At 37.0% G+C, this 16,180-nt stretch carries 17 protein-coding genes; 1 reads left to right on the top strand and 16 read right to left on the bottom strand.

Translation table 11 applies throughout. The annotated features are described in order from the left end of the window. Nucleotides 1-47: 47 nt before the first annotated feature. Nucleotides 48-623, bottom strand: coding sequence for a rubrerythrin (rbr, locus tag acear_RS05245; protein WP_013277969.1), 576 nt, complete (start codon nucleotides 621-623; stop codon nucleotides 48-50). Nucleotides 624-650: 27 nt separating this feature from the next. Further along, complete coding sequence (locus tag acear_RS05240; RefSeq protein ID WP_013277968.1) at nucleotides 651-1,025, bottom strand: desulfoferrodoxin; 375 nt, start codon at nucleotides 1,023-1,025, stop codon at nucleotides 651-653. A 243-nt stretch (nucleotides 1,026-1,268) separates the two neighbouring features. Here acear_RS05240 and acear_RS05235 point away from each other — a divergent pair, with 243 nt between their 5' ends. Next, nucleotides 1,269-1,787: a ferritin gene (locus acear_RS05235; RefSeq protein WP_013277967.1), complete on the top strand. Its 519-nt coding sequence runs from the start codon at nucleotides 1,269-1,271 to the stop codon at nucleotides 1,785-1,787. Nucleotides 1,788-2,009: 222 nt separating this feature from the next. On the opposite strand, the gene acear_RS12805 is transcribed toward acear_RS05235, so the two are convergent. From acear_RS12805 to acear_RS05165, 14 genes are all read right to left on the bottom strand, one after another. Further along, entirely contained in the window at nucleotides 2,010-2,315 is a 306-nt protein-coding gene (locus acear_RS12805; RefSeq protein WP_049772656.1) for a zinc ribbon domain-containing protein, read from the bottom strand. 28 nt (nucleotides 2,316-2,343) lie between these two features. Then, nucleotides 2,344-3,312 carry an RNA-guided endonuclease InsQ/TnpB family protein gene (locus acear_RS05230; protein WP_049772655.1) on the bottom strand — a complete coding sequence of 323 codons (969 nt, stop codon included), beginning with the start codon at nucleotides 3,310-3,312 and terminating at the stop codon, nucleotides 2,344-2,346. A gap of 285 nt (nucleotides 3,313-3,597) precedes the next feature. Next, the gene (gene murI, locus acear_RS05225) at nucleotides 3,598-4,350 is read right to left on the bottom strand and encodes a glutamate racemase (protein ID WP_013277966.1); all 753 of its coding nucleotides are present in this window, start codon (nucleotides 4,348-4,350) and stop codon (nucleotides 3,598-3,600) included. Between the two features lie 116 nt (nucleotides 4,351-4,466). Beyond that, nucleotides 4,467-4,790 carry a DUF6951 family protein gene (locus acear_RS05220; RefSeq protein WP_013277965.1) on the bottom strand — a complete coding sequence of 108 codons (324 nt, stop codon included), beginning with the start codon at nucleotides 4,788-4,790 and terminating at the stop codon, nucleotides 4,467-4,469. Nucleotides 4,791-4,880: 90 nt separating this feature from the next. Continuing rightward, nucleotides 4,881-6,182 carry a glycine reductase complex selenoprotein B gene (gene grdB, locus acear_RS05210; protein WP_013277964.1) on the bottom strand — a complete coding sequence of 434 codons (1,302 nt, stop codon included), beginning with the start codon at nucleotides 6,180-6,182 and terminating at the stop codon, nucleotides 4,881-4,883. Nucleotides 6,183-6,222: 40 nt separating this feature from the next. Further along, nucleotides 6,223-7,509, bottom strand: coding sequence for a glycine/sarcosine/betaine reductase component B subunit (locus acear_RS05205; protein ID WP_013277963.1), 1,287 nt, complete (start codon nucleotides 7,507-7,509; stop codon nucleotides 6,223-6,225). Nucleotides 7,510-7,613: 104 nt separating this feature from the next. Beyond that, nucleotides 7,614-7,985: a GrdX family protein gene (locus acear_RS05200; RefSeq protein WP_013277962.1), complete on the bottom strand. Its 372-nt coding sequence runs from the start codon at nucleotides 7,983-7,985 to the stop codon at nucleotides 7,614-7,616. Between the two features lie 260 nt (nucleotides 7,986-8,245). Continuing rightward, a complete protein-coding gene (locus acear_RS05195) occupies nucleotides 8,246-9,001 on the bottom strand; it encodes an ATP-binding protein (protein WP_013277961.1) in 756 nt (251 codons plus the stop codon). Beyond that, nucleotides 8,998-9,756 (bottom strand): 2Fe-2S iron-sulfur cluster-binding protein, encoded by a 759-nt coding sequence (locus tag acear_RS05190; RefSeq protein WP_013277960.1) that lies wholly within the window; start codon nucleotides 9,754-9,756, stop codon nucleotides 8,998-9,000. The genes acear_RS05195 and acear_RS05190 overlap by 4 nt, the downstream gene beginning before the upstream one ends. Nucleotides 9,757-9,767: 11 nt before the next feature. Beyond that, nucleotides 9,768-10,304: a 4Fe-4S dicluster domain-containing protein gene (locus acear_RS05185; protein WP_013277959.1), complete on the bottom strand. Its 537-nt coding sequence runs from the start codon at nucleotides 10,302-10,304 to the stop codon at nucleotides 9,768-9,770. 2 nt (nucleotides 10,305-10,306) lie between these two features. Beyond that, entirely contained in the window at nucleotides 10,307-12,142 is a 1,836-nt protein-coding gene (gene cooS / locus acear_RS05180) for an anaerobic carbon-monoxide dehydrogenase catalytic subunit (protein WP_013277958.1), read from the bottom strand. 19 nt (nucleotides 12,143-12,161) lie between these two features. After that, nucleotides 12,162-14,003, bottom strand: coding sequence for an NADH-quinone oxidoreductase subunit NuoF (gene nuoF / locus acear_RS05175; protein ID WP_013277957.1), 1,842 nt, complete (start codon nucleotides 14,001-14,003; stop codon nucleotides 12,162-12,164). 27 nt (nucleotides 14,004-14,030) lie between these two features. Beyond that, nucleotides 14,031-14,522, bottom strand: a complete 492-nt coding sequence (nuoE, locus tag acear_RS05170) for an NADH-quinone oxidoreductase subunit NuoE (protein ID WP_013277956.1) — start codon at nucleotides 14,520-14,522, stop codon at nucleotides 14,031-14,033. Nucleotides 14,523-14,809: 287 nt separating this feature from the next. Next, a complete protein-coding gene (locus acear_RS05165; RefSeq protein ID WP_013277955.1) occupies nucleotides 14,810-15,967 on the bottom strand; it encodes an iron-containing alcohol dehydrogenase in 1,158 nt (385 codons plus the stop codon). Nucleotides 15,968-16,180 lie beyond the last annotated feature (213 nt).

The following is a 16,180-nucleotide window of genomic DNA, read 5'->3' as shown; positions in this document are numbered from 1 at the left end:
AAAAAAGCCTATTCGGGTTACAATCCGAATAGGCTTTAACAAACTGATTAATAATTTTCTTCCTTTAATTCGAAATAAGACTGTGGATGAGCACAAGCGGGACAAACTTCTGGTGCTTCCTTTCCATCATGGACATATCCACAATTACCACACTTCCAACGCACCTCTTCTTCTCGCTTAAAGACTCTATCATTCTTTATATTATTCAATAAAGCTAAAAATCTCTCTTCATGAGCTTCTTCTGCTTCTGCAATTTCTCTAAAGACCTTTGCAATCTCTGTAAAACCTTCTTCTTCAGCTACTTCAGCAAATTCAGGATACATACTGGTATGCTCATGATTCTCTCCAGCAGCTGCTGCTTCTAAATTCTCAACTGTAGTACCAATTACACCAGCTGGAAAAGCAGCTGTAACTTCAACTTCACCGCCTTTTAGAAATTTAAAGACTCTTTTAGCATGTTCTTTCTCATTGCGAGCAGTCTCTTTGAAAATATTAGATATTTGATTATAGCCTTCTTTCTTTGCTTGCGAAGCAAAGTAATCATACCTATTTCGTGCTTGAGACTCACCTGCAAATGATTTTAATAGATTCTTTTCTGTTTCTGTTCCTTTTAATTCTGACATAAATAAAATCCCCTTTCTGAGTTTAGTTTATGCTTTCCATAAACCATGTAGGTTACAAAATTCTCTTACTTCAATTACTTCATCTTGGTCAACATTGAATACTGCCTTCGGTTCATCACCTGCTTTAAATTCTGCTCTCAATACTTTATCCTCAGTCAAGACTTCAATGAATCTAATTAAATGGTCATCTTCCATAGGATGTAGAGTAGAGCCAATTAATATTTTTATTCCATCATCAGTTTCTTCTACTACTGGTACATGCTTTTCAACGGATGAATCCTCAGTTTGAGCCTCTAGCTTCTTCATATCTTCACCACAACAGACTAAAGCCGGTGCTCCAGCCTGAAGCAGTTCTACAACATTTCCACAGATATCACACTTAAATACTTCTCTAACTTCCATAATTTAATCACTCCTCTAGGTATAATTCCCATCTTCTAGTTTCTACATTCTTTTAATCCATACTTTTTCCTGCATTCTTTATGCAAGAAAGTTAAAACCAACTAAGCTATTAATAATAGTTACTAATTATAATATATCAGATTATCTTTGCTCTGTCAAGCTTTAAATTTGAATTTTATTTGACCATAAGGGGAATTATAAAATATAATGAGGCTATAAACTTATTTCCAAGGAGGCTAAAAAATGTTATCAGACAGATTATTAGAAGCCCTAAATGACCAAATGAATTTTGAATTCTTATCAGCCCATTATTACCTAGCAATGGGAGCTTATTGTGCTGAACAGGATTTTGATGGCTTTGCCCATTTTTTCTGGGTACAGGCTGAAGAAGAACGATTCCACGCAGAAAAATTCTATAACTTTATTAATGAAAAAGGAGAACGAGCAGTAATTGATGCTATTTCAAAACCGCAAAATGATTTTGATTCTCTCAAAGATGTCTTTACAACTGCTCTTGAGCATGAACAGGAAGTAACAAAAAGAATCTATGATTTAATGGATATTGCTACTGAAGAAAGCGAATATTCTACAGTTAACTTCCTTGATTGGTTTGTTGAAGAACAAGTTGAAGAAGAGGATACTATGGAAGGAATTATTAAGAAGATAGATCGTTTAGGTGAAAAGGGACAGGGTATCTTTATGCTAGATCAAGAATTGGCCCAAAGAACCTTCGATCCTGCCAATGCAGATCAAGAAGAATAAATATTAAGCTAAAAAAGAGGTTGATCATTATGATCGACCTCTTTTTTTATTATCTAGCAAATAAAAATCTATTTTATACAAAGTGAACTACTCGGCATTGAAATACCGAGCTTCATGGTCGCCTGCTTTTATGGGAGTTACCCGTAACATCAAGCAAGTTACCCATTCGACGTGTCCAACGCCACTACTCCTATCCAGTTAATACTGGACTTGGAGTTACTTTTAAGCTGCAAATTGATGATCATTCCAGCTATATTTAACTGGATTTGATAAACCTTTAACCTGCAAAGTAATATCTTTTCCTTTACGTCGCTGCTGTAAGTATTTGCGTAAGATATTAAATGAACCTACACTATCGGCATTAAAGGCTTGATTATTATTTTTGTCTACATATAATCCACGTTTAATACGATTAGACTTATCGGCATATTTTTTAGTTACTTTTTTACTGTAAGGGCTGCATTGACTGGTATATTTTTCACTATTCTTAATTAAAGTAATTCCCTGTAAGTTAAGTTTATACTCCAATTGATGATAAATAATATCAAAAGGTAGTTTATGGAGTTTTTTGATTGTTCTGTTTACCTAGGTCAGCATCATCACGAATATTTTTTATATCACCAACGATTACTCTAGATATATTATGTTTAATACAATAGTCAACTACTTTTTTAGTTGCACTATGGATTAAATGAAAAAGCTGTTTGCGTCGTTTTTTATATAATTGTTGGATACGTTTAGAAGTCTTTTTACCTTGACCATTCAAAATAGATTGATAATGTTTGATTTTTTTATCAAAATAACGATTAATAGCTAAATATTGTCCACCGTCAATAATAAAGCTTTCCTGATTTTGATTACTGTAACAAGTCATTAGATTATTAATGCCTAGATCAATACTTAAATAATTACCGTTATCTTCTTTAATAGTAGGAGTATCTACTTTATAAGTTAAGATTACCTTATAAGTATCATCGCTTAAAGGTTTAAACTCAATTCTAGTAGTTGAGTTAAGGACATCTCTATTACTGGATAACAGCTCATTAGGCACTCTTATCCATAAGAATTTGTTGGTAATAGAGTATTCCTCTTTTAGATACTTTTTTAACTGTTTAGGAATAGATAATCTTAACTTACCATCAATAATTTTAAAACCATTATTGAGATAACGGAAGTTAAATTTGCTGTCTTTAGGTTTATAATTAGGTGGATTAGGCTCACCGTTATATTTATCAGAATTATCTTGATAATCCTCCATACTTTGATAAAAACTATCCCAGTTATCAGCTAAAATTTTAAGTGTTTCCTGTGCTGTTTGAGAAGGTAAATTTTTATACCAAAAATTTTCTTTTAATTGCTTTTTTTGTTTATACCAATCAGGATACTCTTTATCACTATCTTTAGACCAATTTTTACGTTGATAATTGCCGATATTATATAACCTAGCACTAGCATAAGCTAAACAACCTAATACAATTTGTTGGGTTTGATTAGGTTTATGAATAAAATATTTAGCTAACTTCAATTAGTTCACCTCCTTATGATAGCCAACATTATAAACACATGTTCTGGCATGAATTAAATTATTTTGGTTGCTCAATTGTTATCACCTCTCACATATAGTATATCATATATTACTTTTAATATCAAGCATATCAAAAGTTAAAGCAATTACACATGGTTTAAAAACCAAGTAAAAAATAACCTATTCTTTAATATTGAATCAAAGAATAAGTTAGTAAATTCATCACCCATATAAATAAGGGTGGGTTCTTTACTATTTGTCCTAAAAACTAAAAATAATGTAAATTTAATCCAATAACCTTATATATTCTCTTAAAGCTATATTATCTTCATTTCCTTTTTTCGAAGAATAAAAGATAATTTCCCCAGTTCCAGATTTATGTTCTGGTGCTTTTAATTGTCTCTTAAGCTGTTTTACTGCTCCACGATTCCCATCAATTATCTCAACATCATCAGGAATAATCTTTCTAAATAATCTTCTATAAAATATAAAATGAGTACAGCCCAGAACAATTGAACTATATCGATTCAGGTCATATGATGAAAATCTTTCTTCTAAATAAGAAAGTATAGTTTCTTCATCAAATATAAAATTTTCAGCAAACTCAACTAATTTAGGAAGCGGCAAAGAATCAATAATGTCTTTAGAGCCTATTTTAGCAACTAACTCCCAAAGCTTTTCTTCTTGAAGTGTTAAGGGAGTTGCTGTTACCAAAACCTTCTTAGTTTTATTCTTCTCTACAGCCGGTTTAACTGCCGGTTCCATACCTATAATAGGAAACTGAAATTCATCGCGTAGATCATTTACTGCAACACTAGTAGCAGTATTACAGGCTATCACTAAAGCATTTATTCCTTGATCAGTAATAAAATCAACCGCATCAAAGACATAATGCTTTACTTCTTCTTTAGGTTTAGTACCATAAGGAACATTTGCTGTATCTGCATAATATATATAATCTTTATTAGGTAATACCTTCAAGGCCTCTTTTAAGACTGTAATTCCACCTACTCCGGAATCAAAAAAGCCAATCTTCATCTTTAATCCTCCCTTAATGGTATAATATATATTGCACTTGCCTTTTAAGTATAACATAAACTTTAAGAAAATGTTATAACACCTGCCTCTCGACAGGTGTTATAATTAACTCAGTTTTATTTTTCTATCTCTATCTTAACATCTTCTGGTAGAGCCATTCCTGCTGCTACTTCAACTGCTTTAAAGCATCCAGAATAGACTGGACAGGAAACATGCTTTAAATGAGCAGCCAACACCTGATAAACCTCTGTTTCATGAGGCTTTTTGTTGGATAACATAGACATAGCATTCACTGAATTAATCTCCTCTTGAACCTGCTGAACCTGTTCACAGTCCGATTCAATATTTAACTCTACTTCCTCCATTCCATCAGCATCTGCTGTAATAAAAGTAGTAAAGCCACAGATTCCTGCTTCAACTGATACTTTTACTTTAGCCACCTTACTTTCCCCTCCTATTTGAAAAATCCTATTATATAAATATAATACTATATTAAGAAAAAAATAACAAAAAAAGTGCTAGGATAACCCCTAGCACCCTTTAACATAACTAAAAACAGTCTGATCATCAATCTCGGTCTGTAAAGCTTGAAGGCACTTATCTACTATTTCTCTACGAATCTGTTTTTCTTCTTCTAGACTCTTCTCAGGATCTCCTAGAGGATGAGGAATAGCAGCTGCAGGAACTATTCTATTTGCTCCAACAGTTTTGGAAATCGGAACTACTGTTGCCACATGTATGACTGGAAGGCCTGCTTTTTCAATCTCTTTTACCATCGTTGCACCGCAACGAGTACAGGTTCCTCAAGTAGAAGTTAAGATAACTGCCTGAACTCCATCATTAATTAACTTTTCAGCAATCTCTTCAGCATAGGCTTTAGCATTAGCTACGGCAGTTCCATTACCTACAGTACTGTAATAAAATTCATGTAACTCCCCAATCGCTCCCTCATTCTCTAAATCACGCATTACATCAACCGGTAGAACTCGATTAGGATCTTCATTGGCATATACAGGATCATAACCGCCATGAGCAGTTTCACCAGTTTCCGTAATCTTATATTCCCCATACTTAGAAGCACTTGAAGACTCTATTCTATCTGGATTGCCTTCTGGAACAATTCCACCAGAAGTAACTAAAGCTACTTTAGTATTAGCTAAGTCTTCTATTGGATCGACAGGATCTACCCGATCGAAGTCAGGCATTGGATATTCAGTTTCAAACTCTTCCCCATTAATTTTCTTAACTAACATCTCTACTGCTCTAGTAGAACCTCTTTTCTCTGCAAATATATTTTTTCTTAAATTACGCGTCATATATCCTTCTTCTTCTGGTCGCCCTAGTTTTCCATCTTTCTTATTATAACTTTTAATTAATTTTATTAGATTTGGAATTGCTTCTCTCATACCAGCAGCAGAATCTGAAGTCTTAATCACATAAGCGTAATTTTTATACATTTCATAACCTGGATTCTCAGGATACATAGCAGAAATCACTGGAATATCTAGCTCATCACAGGCCAACTCTGCCACACCACCACAGGCCATACCATAGCGACCAGCATTAAAAGCAGGACCGGCAAGGACTAAATCCGGTTCTACATCCTCTAATACTTTCTTGATTTCTACTTTAGCATCTTCAGTATGTTCATTAAAATAGTCATCTCCACAGATAATTGTTTTAACAATTTCACCGATCTCCTTTAGTCCTGCATTAATCCCATTACCAGGTCCTACCGGCCCCTCTTCAGTCTTTGGTGGAATATCTGCTTTTTCTTCTCCACCAATTTGACCAAAAAACTGATTTATATAATGTACTATACGTAAGGACATTATTCTCCCCCCTTTTTCCCTATTTAAATTCAAAAATTTTTTAATATTCTCTAGCGGTTAAATTGCCAAACCCAAGCTCATTAGTAGCTCCAGTAATGGCCTGTAACTCTACTGTAATACTACCATCTTGATGCAAACTGCCATCAAAGCCTCCTGCAATTACATCAGCAACTTTCTGATGTCCAATTATCCTTTCCATAGCCGGTAAAGTAACTGTTTCATTAGCATTACCAGCCGTGACTACTGCATCCGCCTTCGGATCAGCATCTGCTAGTGATTGTGAAGCACCATCTCTTCCTGCATACTCATCAGTTGTAAGAACTGTCTTAATTCCTTTTTCCTCTAACTTAACACAGTTCATAATCAAATCAGCATCAGGATTACCAAAGCCTTCCTGTGAAATAATAGCTGCATCCAATCCTAATTGTTCTGCTAATTTAGCAGTATAATTTGATGATCTTTTTTTATCACTTAATGTTACATTTTCATTAGTAATTATGGCTCCCAGAAAGTTATATTCTGTTCCGTGATGTTTATATAAATCCTCAATAATCGGATTATTCTGATGTACATAAGTAACATTCTTATCACAGGCAGAGACACAGTTACCACTTATAATGGCTCCATCCATTACTTCAGTTGGAGAGACTAATGTCGGTAAAATTTCTTTAGCATCTACTCCATACACATAAGTATCATGTAACAGCCCCTGGGTCTGTAACATATAAATATAACCCACTTTCGGTAAATCAGGATATTCTGCAACAGCTTCAGGTATCGGCTTGCTTTCAAACTCCTCTATTTCATCAGGTTCCAAATCCTGAGCTACTTTTCCAATATAATTTGCAGCTTTAAGCCCTGTCATTCTCACAATTTCTTCATGTTCATGCTGCTCTATATCGCTAGCTACTTCACAAGTAATTACAATGTTATTTAATTTAGAAAATGGAGTATACTCAGCACCAGGACCGGACATGTCAATAATCCCTTCCTGGAAACCTACTATTTTACCTGTCGTCACTACTCCAACTCCCTTTAAAGCATGAGTTCTTCCTGAACCTACCATATCTTCCTCAGCGATAATTCCAGGAAAAATACCTCCAGCTCCTTCAACCTTAACTCTAGGTTCAACTACATCTTTAACCGGAATAATTCTGATGCTATCACCTGGTTTAGCTAATTCAACATCTAAAGATTTAATTTGATTGTCATCAATTATCTCTTCAACCAACTTATCCTTATTAACTGTTAGCAATCCACTATTAACTTCTGTCGTCGAGCCAAACTTAACATCATTAATCTGAATCTTTCCTAATTCTAACTTCATTATCTCCCCCCTTTTTTCTTTTTGATTGCTAAATCAACACTAACTATACTATAAACAAAAACTACAACAACTATAAATCCCTTTTCCTCCTAGAAACAAATAATCTAGATTTTTTCTAGTCCACTCTGTAGCAAACTAAAATCTATGGTTTGATAGTCCTTAAGTACTTCCTTAGGATAATCTCTGTCAGTATAATTCTTTTTAAATTGTTCAACTTTTGTTATAGCAGACTCTATTATTCTTAAGGATTTATAATTTAACTTATTATTCTTAATTTTCTGTAAAATGATTGATTTATAAGGACTCTGTACCGGCTTTACACTTCCACTTAACGGATGAGTTATCAATTTATATCTTGAATGGACTAAATCCCTGGTTGTTATCATTACTTCGTCTAAACTTTCACAATAGTTAATGTCTAATTCTACATTTTCTTTGACTAAAGGATTATCTGTAACTATTAGATATTGGGCCATATTATCACCTTCCCAAGTAAATATTAAAACCGGGACAGAAAAAGCTAATTACTCAGCTCTCTCTGTCCCGGTAAATTTCGGCTCAGAGTCTATCCACTCAAGGTCCTTCTGCCTGAGAGTTTAGGAAGCTCTTCTTCCTTTATTTTAAATTTATTTTAATATATAATCTGTCTTTTGTCAAATCTATGAAAGATTGGTTTGTATCAAGAAGTTGTGGGAGCTTTTCCTCACAACTAAGCTAATTTTGTTGAATTTCAAACTTACAATTTCTGTTTTAATTCTGCCATCATATTCATTAATTCTTCATCTTCATTAAACACAGAATTCCCCTTCAAGTCAGCTTTGTTAACACTATCATTATAAGGAATAGTATATATAAGAGGAATATCCAGCTTATCTTCAATAATCTCTTTTTCTCTTTCTTCTTTCATTTTATTTAAAATAGCTACATTATTCTCTATACCTATATCCTCAGCCAGTCTATTTATTCTAGCCGCTGTCTTAACTGAACGCAGACTCGGCTCTACAACTGTCAGTAAAACATCTACATTTTCGGTAGTTCCTCTTCCTAAATGTTCAATTCCGGCTTCCATATCCATTATTAAAGTCTGGTCCCATTCTTTTAAATAATGTTCCATCAACTTCTTTATAAGTGCATTCTCAGGACAGAAACAGCCGCTTCCTCCCTGTCTAATCGAGCCAGCCACTAATAGCTGCACTCCATCATCACATTCAACACCGAATCTATCCAGAATATCATCTACTGTAAAGTTTAGCCTAAACATCTGGCCGTATCCACTGCCTGGCTCTACCCCGGTCTTTTCTTCTATCAGCTCATCCATCTCTGATAATGGAGTAACAGAAGTATCTTTAGCTCCCAAAGCAGTCATCAAGTTTGGAGAAGAATCTGTATCCAGAGCAATAACTTCTTCCCCTTCACGGGAAAAGATTCTGGCCAGTCCGGCAGAGATAGTAGTCTTACCTACTCCCCCTTTTCCTGAAACGGCAATCTTCATTGCTTCACCTCCAAAAATTTACTCATCTCTTTATTTCTCCTACACTTTTCACATAAATCAAAGTATTCTTCAGCAAAACTTGAAAACTCTTCTTCTGCTTTTAATCTTTCAATCATTCGTTCGGTACTAAAGAAGTCTCCACATTCCCTGCATTCCTTTAACTCCAGAGTGGTATTGAAATACCGAATATACCTTGTTGAACCTTCATCATCAACCTCTATAGCCCCTGTAGGACAGACCTCCGCGCAGGCTCCACATCCTATACAGACATCGGAATCGATAGAAAAAGGCGTATCTACTTCAGTTTCATAGCCTCTTCCTACAAAGTTTATTGCACCGATTCCCACCTCTTCTTTGCAGGCTCTAACACACTTACCGCAGTATAAAACACAATCATAATCTCTGGCTGTAAATTCAGTTTCTGTAACTCCAAGATCCTCCAGTTTCTTTTGTAATTTCTTTGATTCCGGTGCTCGAGCCAGCAGAAGTTCAGCTATAACTTTCCTCTTTTCTATTATCTCCTCAGTCTCTGTTCTGATCTTCATACCGTCTTCTACATATCTAGTACAGGAAGTATCCAGCTCTCTTCTACCGTTCTTCTCTATCTCGACGATGCATAATCTACAGGCACCGTAAGGCTCTAGACCGCCATGATGGCAGAGAGTTGGAATCTCAATATCCATCTCCTCTGCCAGTTCCAGAATGGTTTTCTCTGTCTTTAGCTCAACATCTCTACCATTGATTATTGCTTTCATTCATATCACTCCTACCCCATCTTTACGTCAGACTCACTTTTTTGAAAAGCAGCTACAAGTCCTTCGGCTGCTGCTTCTCTCCTCTTCTTAGCAAGCTCTTTTGTAGTTATAAATTCTAATGCATTTGTAGGACAGCCTTCGACACAGGCGGGTTCTGCTCCCTCCTCTAGTCTATCTGTACAAAGATCACATTTGGTTACCACACCACCGGCTTTACTTCTCTCTATTACACCAAAAGGACAGACCTGAAGACACATCTTACATCCTATACATTTATCCTTCTCTATCACAACTGGAGACTCAGAATTCTCTCTACCTATAGCTCCAGTAGGACAGACAGTCTCACAGGGAGCATCATCACAGTGCCGACACTGCCAGGGAATATTATTGCCCTCCATGAATTCTACACTTACTCTAGCCTGAGGCAGCGGGTCCTCTAGAATAGCTCCAAAGAGACTCTTCGAGTCTGAATCTTCAACAGCACATTCTATTTCACATGTATGACAGCCCAAACATTTATCTAGATTAACATAAATTATCTTTTCCATCTTTATCCCCTCTCTCCTAGCAGTTCTTTCCGCTTGCTTGCAATATGATCAAGCATTAGATCTGCTATTTCATTAGGGGTGCTCTCAACAGCGAACTTACCTCCAGTTACTTCTTCTATATCCTCAGTTAATAACTTCACTACTTCATTACTTCCCAATACAGGAGGTGTCGTGCCTAACACAGTAAAGATCCCGGAGGCTACAAAGTAAGTTCCGATCGAGACTGCCTTTTCACTCATCCATTCTGGAGCTGCTCCAGCGACAGGTAACTGGGAAGGTTCAACACCTAACGCTTCTGCTATTGCTGATACAGCAACAAGAATTCTGGTATTATCCACACAGCTTCCCATATGCAAACAAGGAGGAATTTCAAGCTGCTCACAGACTGCCTGCAGACCATCTCCAGCTAACTCGGCCGCTTCTGGTTTAAAGAGGCCGTCTTTCATAGCAGCAATTGACCAGCATCCTGTTCCTACTACCAATATATCATTAGCAATTAATTTCTTGGCAACTTCAACATGTCCTTCATCATGTTCTACCTTAGGATTATTACAGCCTACTATACCTGCTATTCCTTTTATCTGCCCCTCTTTAATTGCCTCAAGAAGTGGATCTAATGAACCGCCTAAGGCATCTACTATTGATTCAACAGAGAAGCCTACAACTCCATCCATCTTTTCTTCGGGAATTCCTATCTTCTCTTCTTTTCTAGCAGGATAATTTTCAATAGCAGTTTTAATAATCTGTTTAGCAATCTTATCAGCCTTGGCTGGATCAAACTCAATATGTTCTGCTCCTGGTAATTTGGCCTTTTCAGAAGTAGTAATTACTTTAGTATGATAACAATCAGCTACATCTGTAAGCGAAGGCATAATACACTGATAATCTACTACCATAGCATCTACAGCACCAGTAGTTATTGCCAGTTCCTGCTGGAGAAAGTTACCGGCTGTTGGTATGCCGTGTCTCATTATAATCTCATTTCCTGTACAGCACATACCGGCTACAACGATTCCATCGGCGCCTTTAGACTTAGCTAACTCTATCATTTCTTCATCCTCAGCAGCTTCAACAATCTTTTCTGACAGAATCGGAACATGGCCGTGGGTAATCACATTTACCTTATTTTCCTCTAACACACCTAAATTTGCTGAAGACTCAACAGGTTCAGGAGTTCCAAACATCACATCTGAAAACTCAGTACCAATTAAAGAGCCGCCCCAGCCGTCTCCAAGAGCTGCTCTGATGCCCTGTAAATTTAAGTTAAGCGGATCAGCATCAACTCCCATATGAGTTCTATGCATAATTTCTACAACTTCCCGGTCTATATTCCTGGGAGCAACATCAAGCTCTTGCCAGACTTGCTGTAAACTTTCAGGTGCATAAGCATTGGCAAATGAAATAACCTCATCATCCTGTTTCCCAAAATCTTCAAGCGCAATCTCTGCCACATCTTTAGCAACCTCTTCAATTTCTCTATCAGTATTGACTCCTAGCCTAGAAGCTATTGAGTTTAACTTAGCTTCGTCCTTTATTTCATATCCTGGCACTTCTCCTTCAACTATTTCTTTAAAGACTAAAGCCGTTTCTCTACCGTGATCACTATGAGCCGCTGCCCCAGCAGCAGTCATTCTAATTAAGTTTCTGGAAACTATTGTCCCTGCTGTCGCACCACAGACTCCTTTCGAAGGTCCTTCTCCAAAAGGATCGATCCTACAGGGCCCCATATTACAGTTTCTACAGCATAAACCAAGCTGACCAAAACCACACTGAGGCTGTTGTTCTTCAAACCTATCCCAGACAGTCTCTACTCCATCAGATTTTGCTTTTTCCTTCATAATCTCTACCCCTTTCTATTTATTTAGTAACTATTGCATCAAAAGGACAAACATTAATACAGCTTCCACACTTAATACAGTCATCTTCATCTATAGTATGCTGCTCTTTAGCCTCTCCACTAATAGCATCCCCTGGACATTCATCTACACACTTAGTACATCCCTGACAATCATCAGTAATCTGATACTCTACTAATGACTTACATACCCCAGCAGGACACTTATTATCTTTTACATGGGCTTTATATTCATCCCGGAAATACTTTAGTGTTGATAAGACAGGATTAGGCGCAGTCTGACCTAAACCGCATAATGAAGTATCCTTAATCACTTCAGCTAATTTCTCTAATTGCTCTAGGTCTTCTTGTTTACCATTACCGTCAGTGATTCTTTCTAAGATATCCAGCATCCGTTTAGTACCTTCTGAGCAAGGAGCACACTTACCACAGGATTCTGATACTGTAAAGTCCAAAAAGTACCGGGCTACATCCACCATACAAGTATCCTCATCCATAACAACTAATCCTCCGGAACCCATCATTGCTCCGGCTTCAAGCAGAGAATCATAATCAATAGGCAGATGTAGTTTTTCTTCTGGTAGACATCCTCCAGAAGGACCGCCGATCTGAACTGCTTTGAAGTCTTTATCACCGGGGATTCCGCCACCGATATCATAAATAATCTCTTCCACTGTAATTCCCATCGGCACTTCAACTAAACCTGTATTATTGATCTTACCTGCCAGTGCAAATACTTTAGTTCCTTTGCTTTCTTCAGTCCCCACAGAACTGAAGCTCTCAGCACCTTCGGTAATTATCGTCGATATATTGGCATAGGTCTCTACATTATTAATGTTGGTAGGCTTACCCCACAGGCCCTCTTGGGCAGGATAGGGAGGTCTCGACTGGGGCATTCCCCGTCTGCCTTCAATCGAAGCTATTAAAGCCGTTTCTTCACCACAGACAAAAGCGCCGGCTCCTTCTTTAATATTAATATCAAAACTAAATTCAGTTCCAAATAAATTCTCTCCCAGCAGGCCGTACTCCCGCGCCTGACTGATAGCCTCTCTTAAGCGTTTGACAGCCAGCGGGTATTCGGCTCTAACATAGATATAGCCTTCATCAGAACCGACAGCATAGCCGGCAATAATCATCCCCTCAAGTACTTTATGAGGATCTCCCTCAAGAATACTTCGATCCATAAAGGCCCCGGGATCGCCTTCGTCAGCATTACAGATAATATACTTCTTATCTCCCTCACTCTCCTGGGCAAACTGCCATTTCAAACCCGTGGGAAATCCTCCGCCGCCTCGTCCGCGAAGTCCCGACTCTTTAACTTCATCAATTACTTCTTCAGGCTTCATCCCAGTTAAAGCCTCTCCTAAGGCCTGATAGCCGCCTACTGCCAAATACTCTTCAATATCCTCTGGATTAATCTGACCGCAGTTAGTTAATGCTATCTGCTGCTGTTCATTATAAAAATCAATCTCGCGGTAAGAAGGAATACTCTCTTTACTAACCGGATCCTCATATAATAGTCTGTCCACTACTTCTCCTTCTAGAAGCTGTTTTTCTACTAACTCTTTTATATCTTCCGGATCTACTTCACAATAGAATACCTCTTCAGGATAAATAATTATTATGGGACCTTTTTCACAAAAGCCATGACAGCCTGTTTCTACTATCTTAACTTCACTTTTTAAATTATTAACTTCTAATTCCTTCCTTAATTCATCTTGAATCTCTTTACTTCCTGAGGAAACACATCCGGTCCCACCACAGATCAGAATCCGTTTCTCTACTCTTTCTAAATCTTGTTGGGCTTTTTGCTGTAACCTGTTTAACTGTTCTAGTGATTTCAACTTCTTCACCTCCATTATTTTACTCTATTATCTATATTGGTCCAAGATATCGGGTATCTTATCCGGTACTAACAGTCCATGAGTATCATCATTAACTGTCATTACCGGTGCCAGACCGCAGGCTCCAATACAGGCTACTGATTCTAAAGTAAATTTCTGGTCATCTGTTGTTTCGCCAGCATCAATGCCCAGCTCCGCTTTAACCTTATCTAAAATTTCATCTCCGCCGCGCACATGACAGGCTGTTCCCATACAGACTCGAATGATATTCTCGCCTCTAGGCTCTAGATGAAATTGAGAATAAAAAGTAGCCACTCCATAGACTTCACTAAAGAAGATATCCAGCTCTTTTGAAATCTCTCTTAAAACCGGTTGGGGCAGATAGCCATACTCCTGTTGGGCCGCCTGTAACACCGGAATTAAGTCTTCCTTCTTGCCAGCATAAGCCTTTAAAATCCCTTTTAACGGCTGCAGATACTCTTCTTTATTCTCCTCCACCTCTCCACATTGACACGCCATTATATAGTACCTCCCTGTACAATAAGAATATATTTTGTTTTATTTCTTTTATTTCATAAATAATGGATATTCATTACTTAATTCAATATCTAATCCAGTAATTCCTTTTTTATTTCTATGAAAACCATCAAATATACATAAAATAGATGACAATTATTCATATTAGCTAACAGTGGGCATTGCTAACCCCCGTTTAGACTTTCACTATAAAGAAAAACAAGCAATCATACTGGGCAAATATAAAAGCTCCTAATTTTATCATAAAATTAGGAGCTTTTAATCTAAATTTAATAAGCAGACTCAAAAATACCTATAATTTCTTCCTTAGTTGCCTTTCTTGGATTAGTCGAACTACAAACATCCTTGAGCGCATTTTCAGCTAAAGTATCGAAGTCTTCTTTCTTGACTCCTTCTAAATCGCTCAATCTCTGTGGAATTCCTATATCTTTAGATAAAGTAGTAATCGCTTCTAAAGCCTTATCCGCTGCTGCCCTAGTCGATAGCTCTTCAATATTTTCTCCCATTGTTTCAGCAATATCAGCTAAACGTCCCGGATTAGCAATTAAATTAAATCCTTCTACATGAGGCAATAAGATCGCATTACAGACCCCGTGGGGCAAATCATAAAAGCCCCCTAACTGATGGGCCATAGCATGAACAAAACCAAGAGAAGCATTATTAAAAGCCATACCGGCTAAAAATTCAGCGTAAGCCATGTTATCTCTAGCTTCAAAATTATCTCCATTTGCTACAGCTTCCCTTAAATTTTCTGCAACTAACTCAATAGCTTTAATCGCTGCCGAATCAGTAACAGGAGTAGCATCAGTAGAAACATAAGCCTCAACTGCATGAGTTAGAGCATCCATTCCTGTTGCTGCTGTTAATGCCGGAGGTTTTTTCATCATTAATAATGGATCATTAATCGCTACATTAGGAGTTACTCTCCAATCAGCAATTGCCATCTTAACTTGTCTCTCTTCATCAGTAATAACAGCAAACCGGGTCATTTCACTAGCAGTTCCAGCAGTAGTATTAACAGATATTAAAGGCATCATCGGTTCCGTTGACTGGTCTAAGCCTTCATAATCAGTAATTTCCCCTCCATTAGTAGCAACTATAGCAATACCTTTAGCACAATCATGGGGGCTACCTCCTCCCACTGAAACAACTATATCACAATTCTCTTCTTCTAGCAGTTCCAATCCCGCTTCTACATTGCTAACTGTAGGATTAGGCTGCACTCCATCAAAGACAACAAAGTCTATTCCTACTTTTTTGATATGCTCCGTTACCTCTTCTACAATTCCTAACTCCACCAAATCTTCATCCGTTACAATTAAAGCCTTTGTCCCCTTCAATTTCTTAAGTTGATCACCTATTTCTTCTACTGCTCCTGCTCCCATTAGATTAACCGGCGACATAAAGTAACCATAAACTTGTTTCATAAATTATCCCTCCCAAGATAAAATATTTTTAACTTACACTTAATTTTAAATGCAACAAGCATACCAATTTTTGAATTTTTGTTATTTTATATACTTCAAGAAATAGTTGCATCAATATCGACAAAAAGATTTCAATAATTGCAATTATCACACAATTTCGAATATAATTATTAATCTGCAGGTCCAATGTTTTATCTTAGGAGTCAAAATAAT

Origin of the sequence: Acetohalobium arabaticum DSM 5501 (assembly GCF_000144695.1) — a bacterium.
GTDB lineage: Bacteria > Bacillota > Halanaerobiia > Halobacteroidales > Acetohalobiaceae > Acetohalobium > Acetohalobium arabaticum.
Note: the sequence above shows the minus strand (reverse complement) of the source record. Positions and strands in the feature narration are given on the sequence as shown.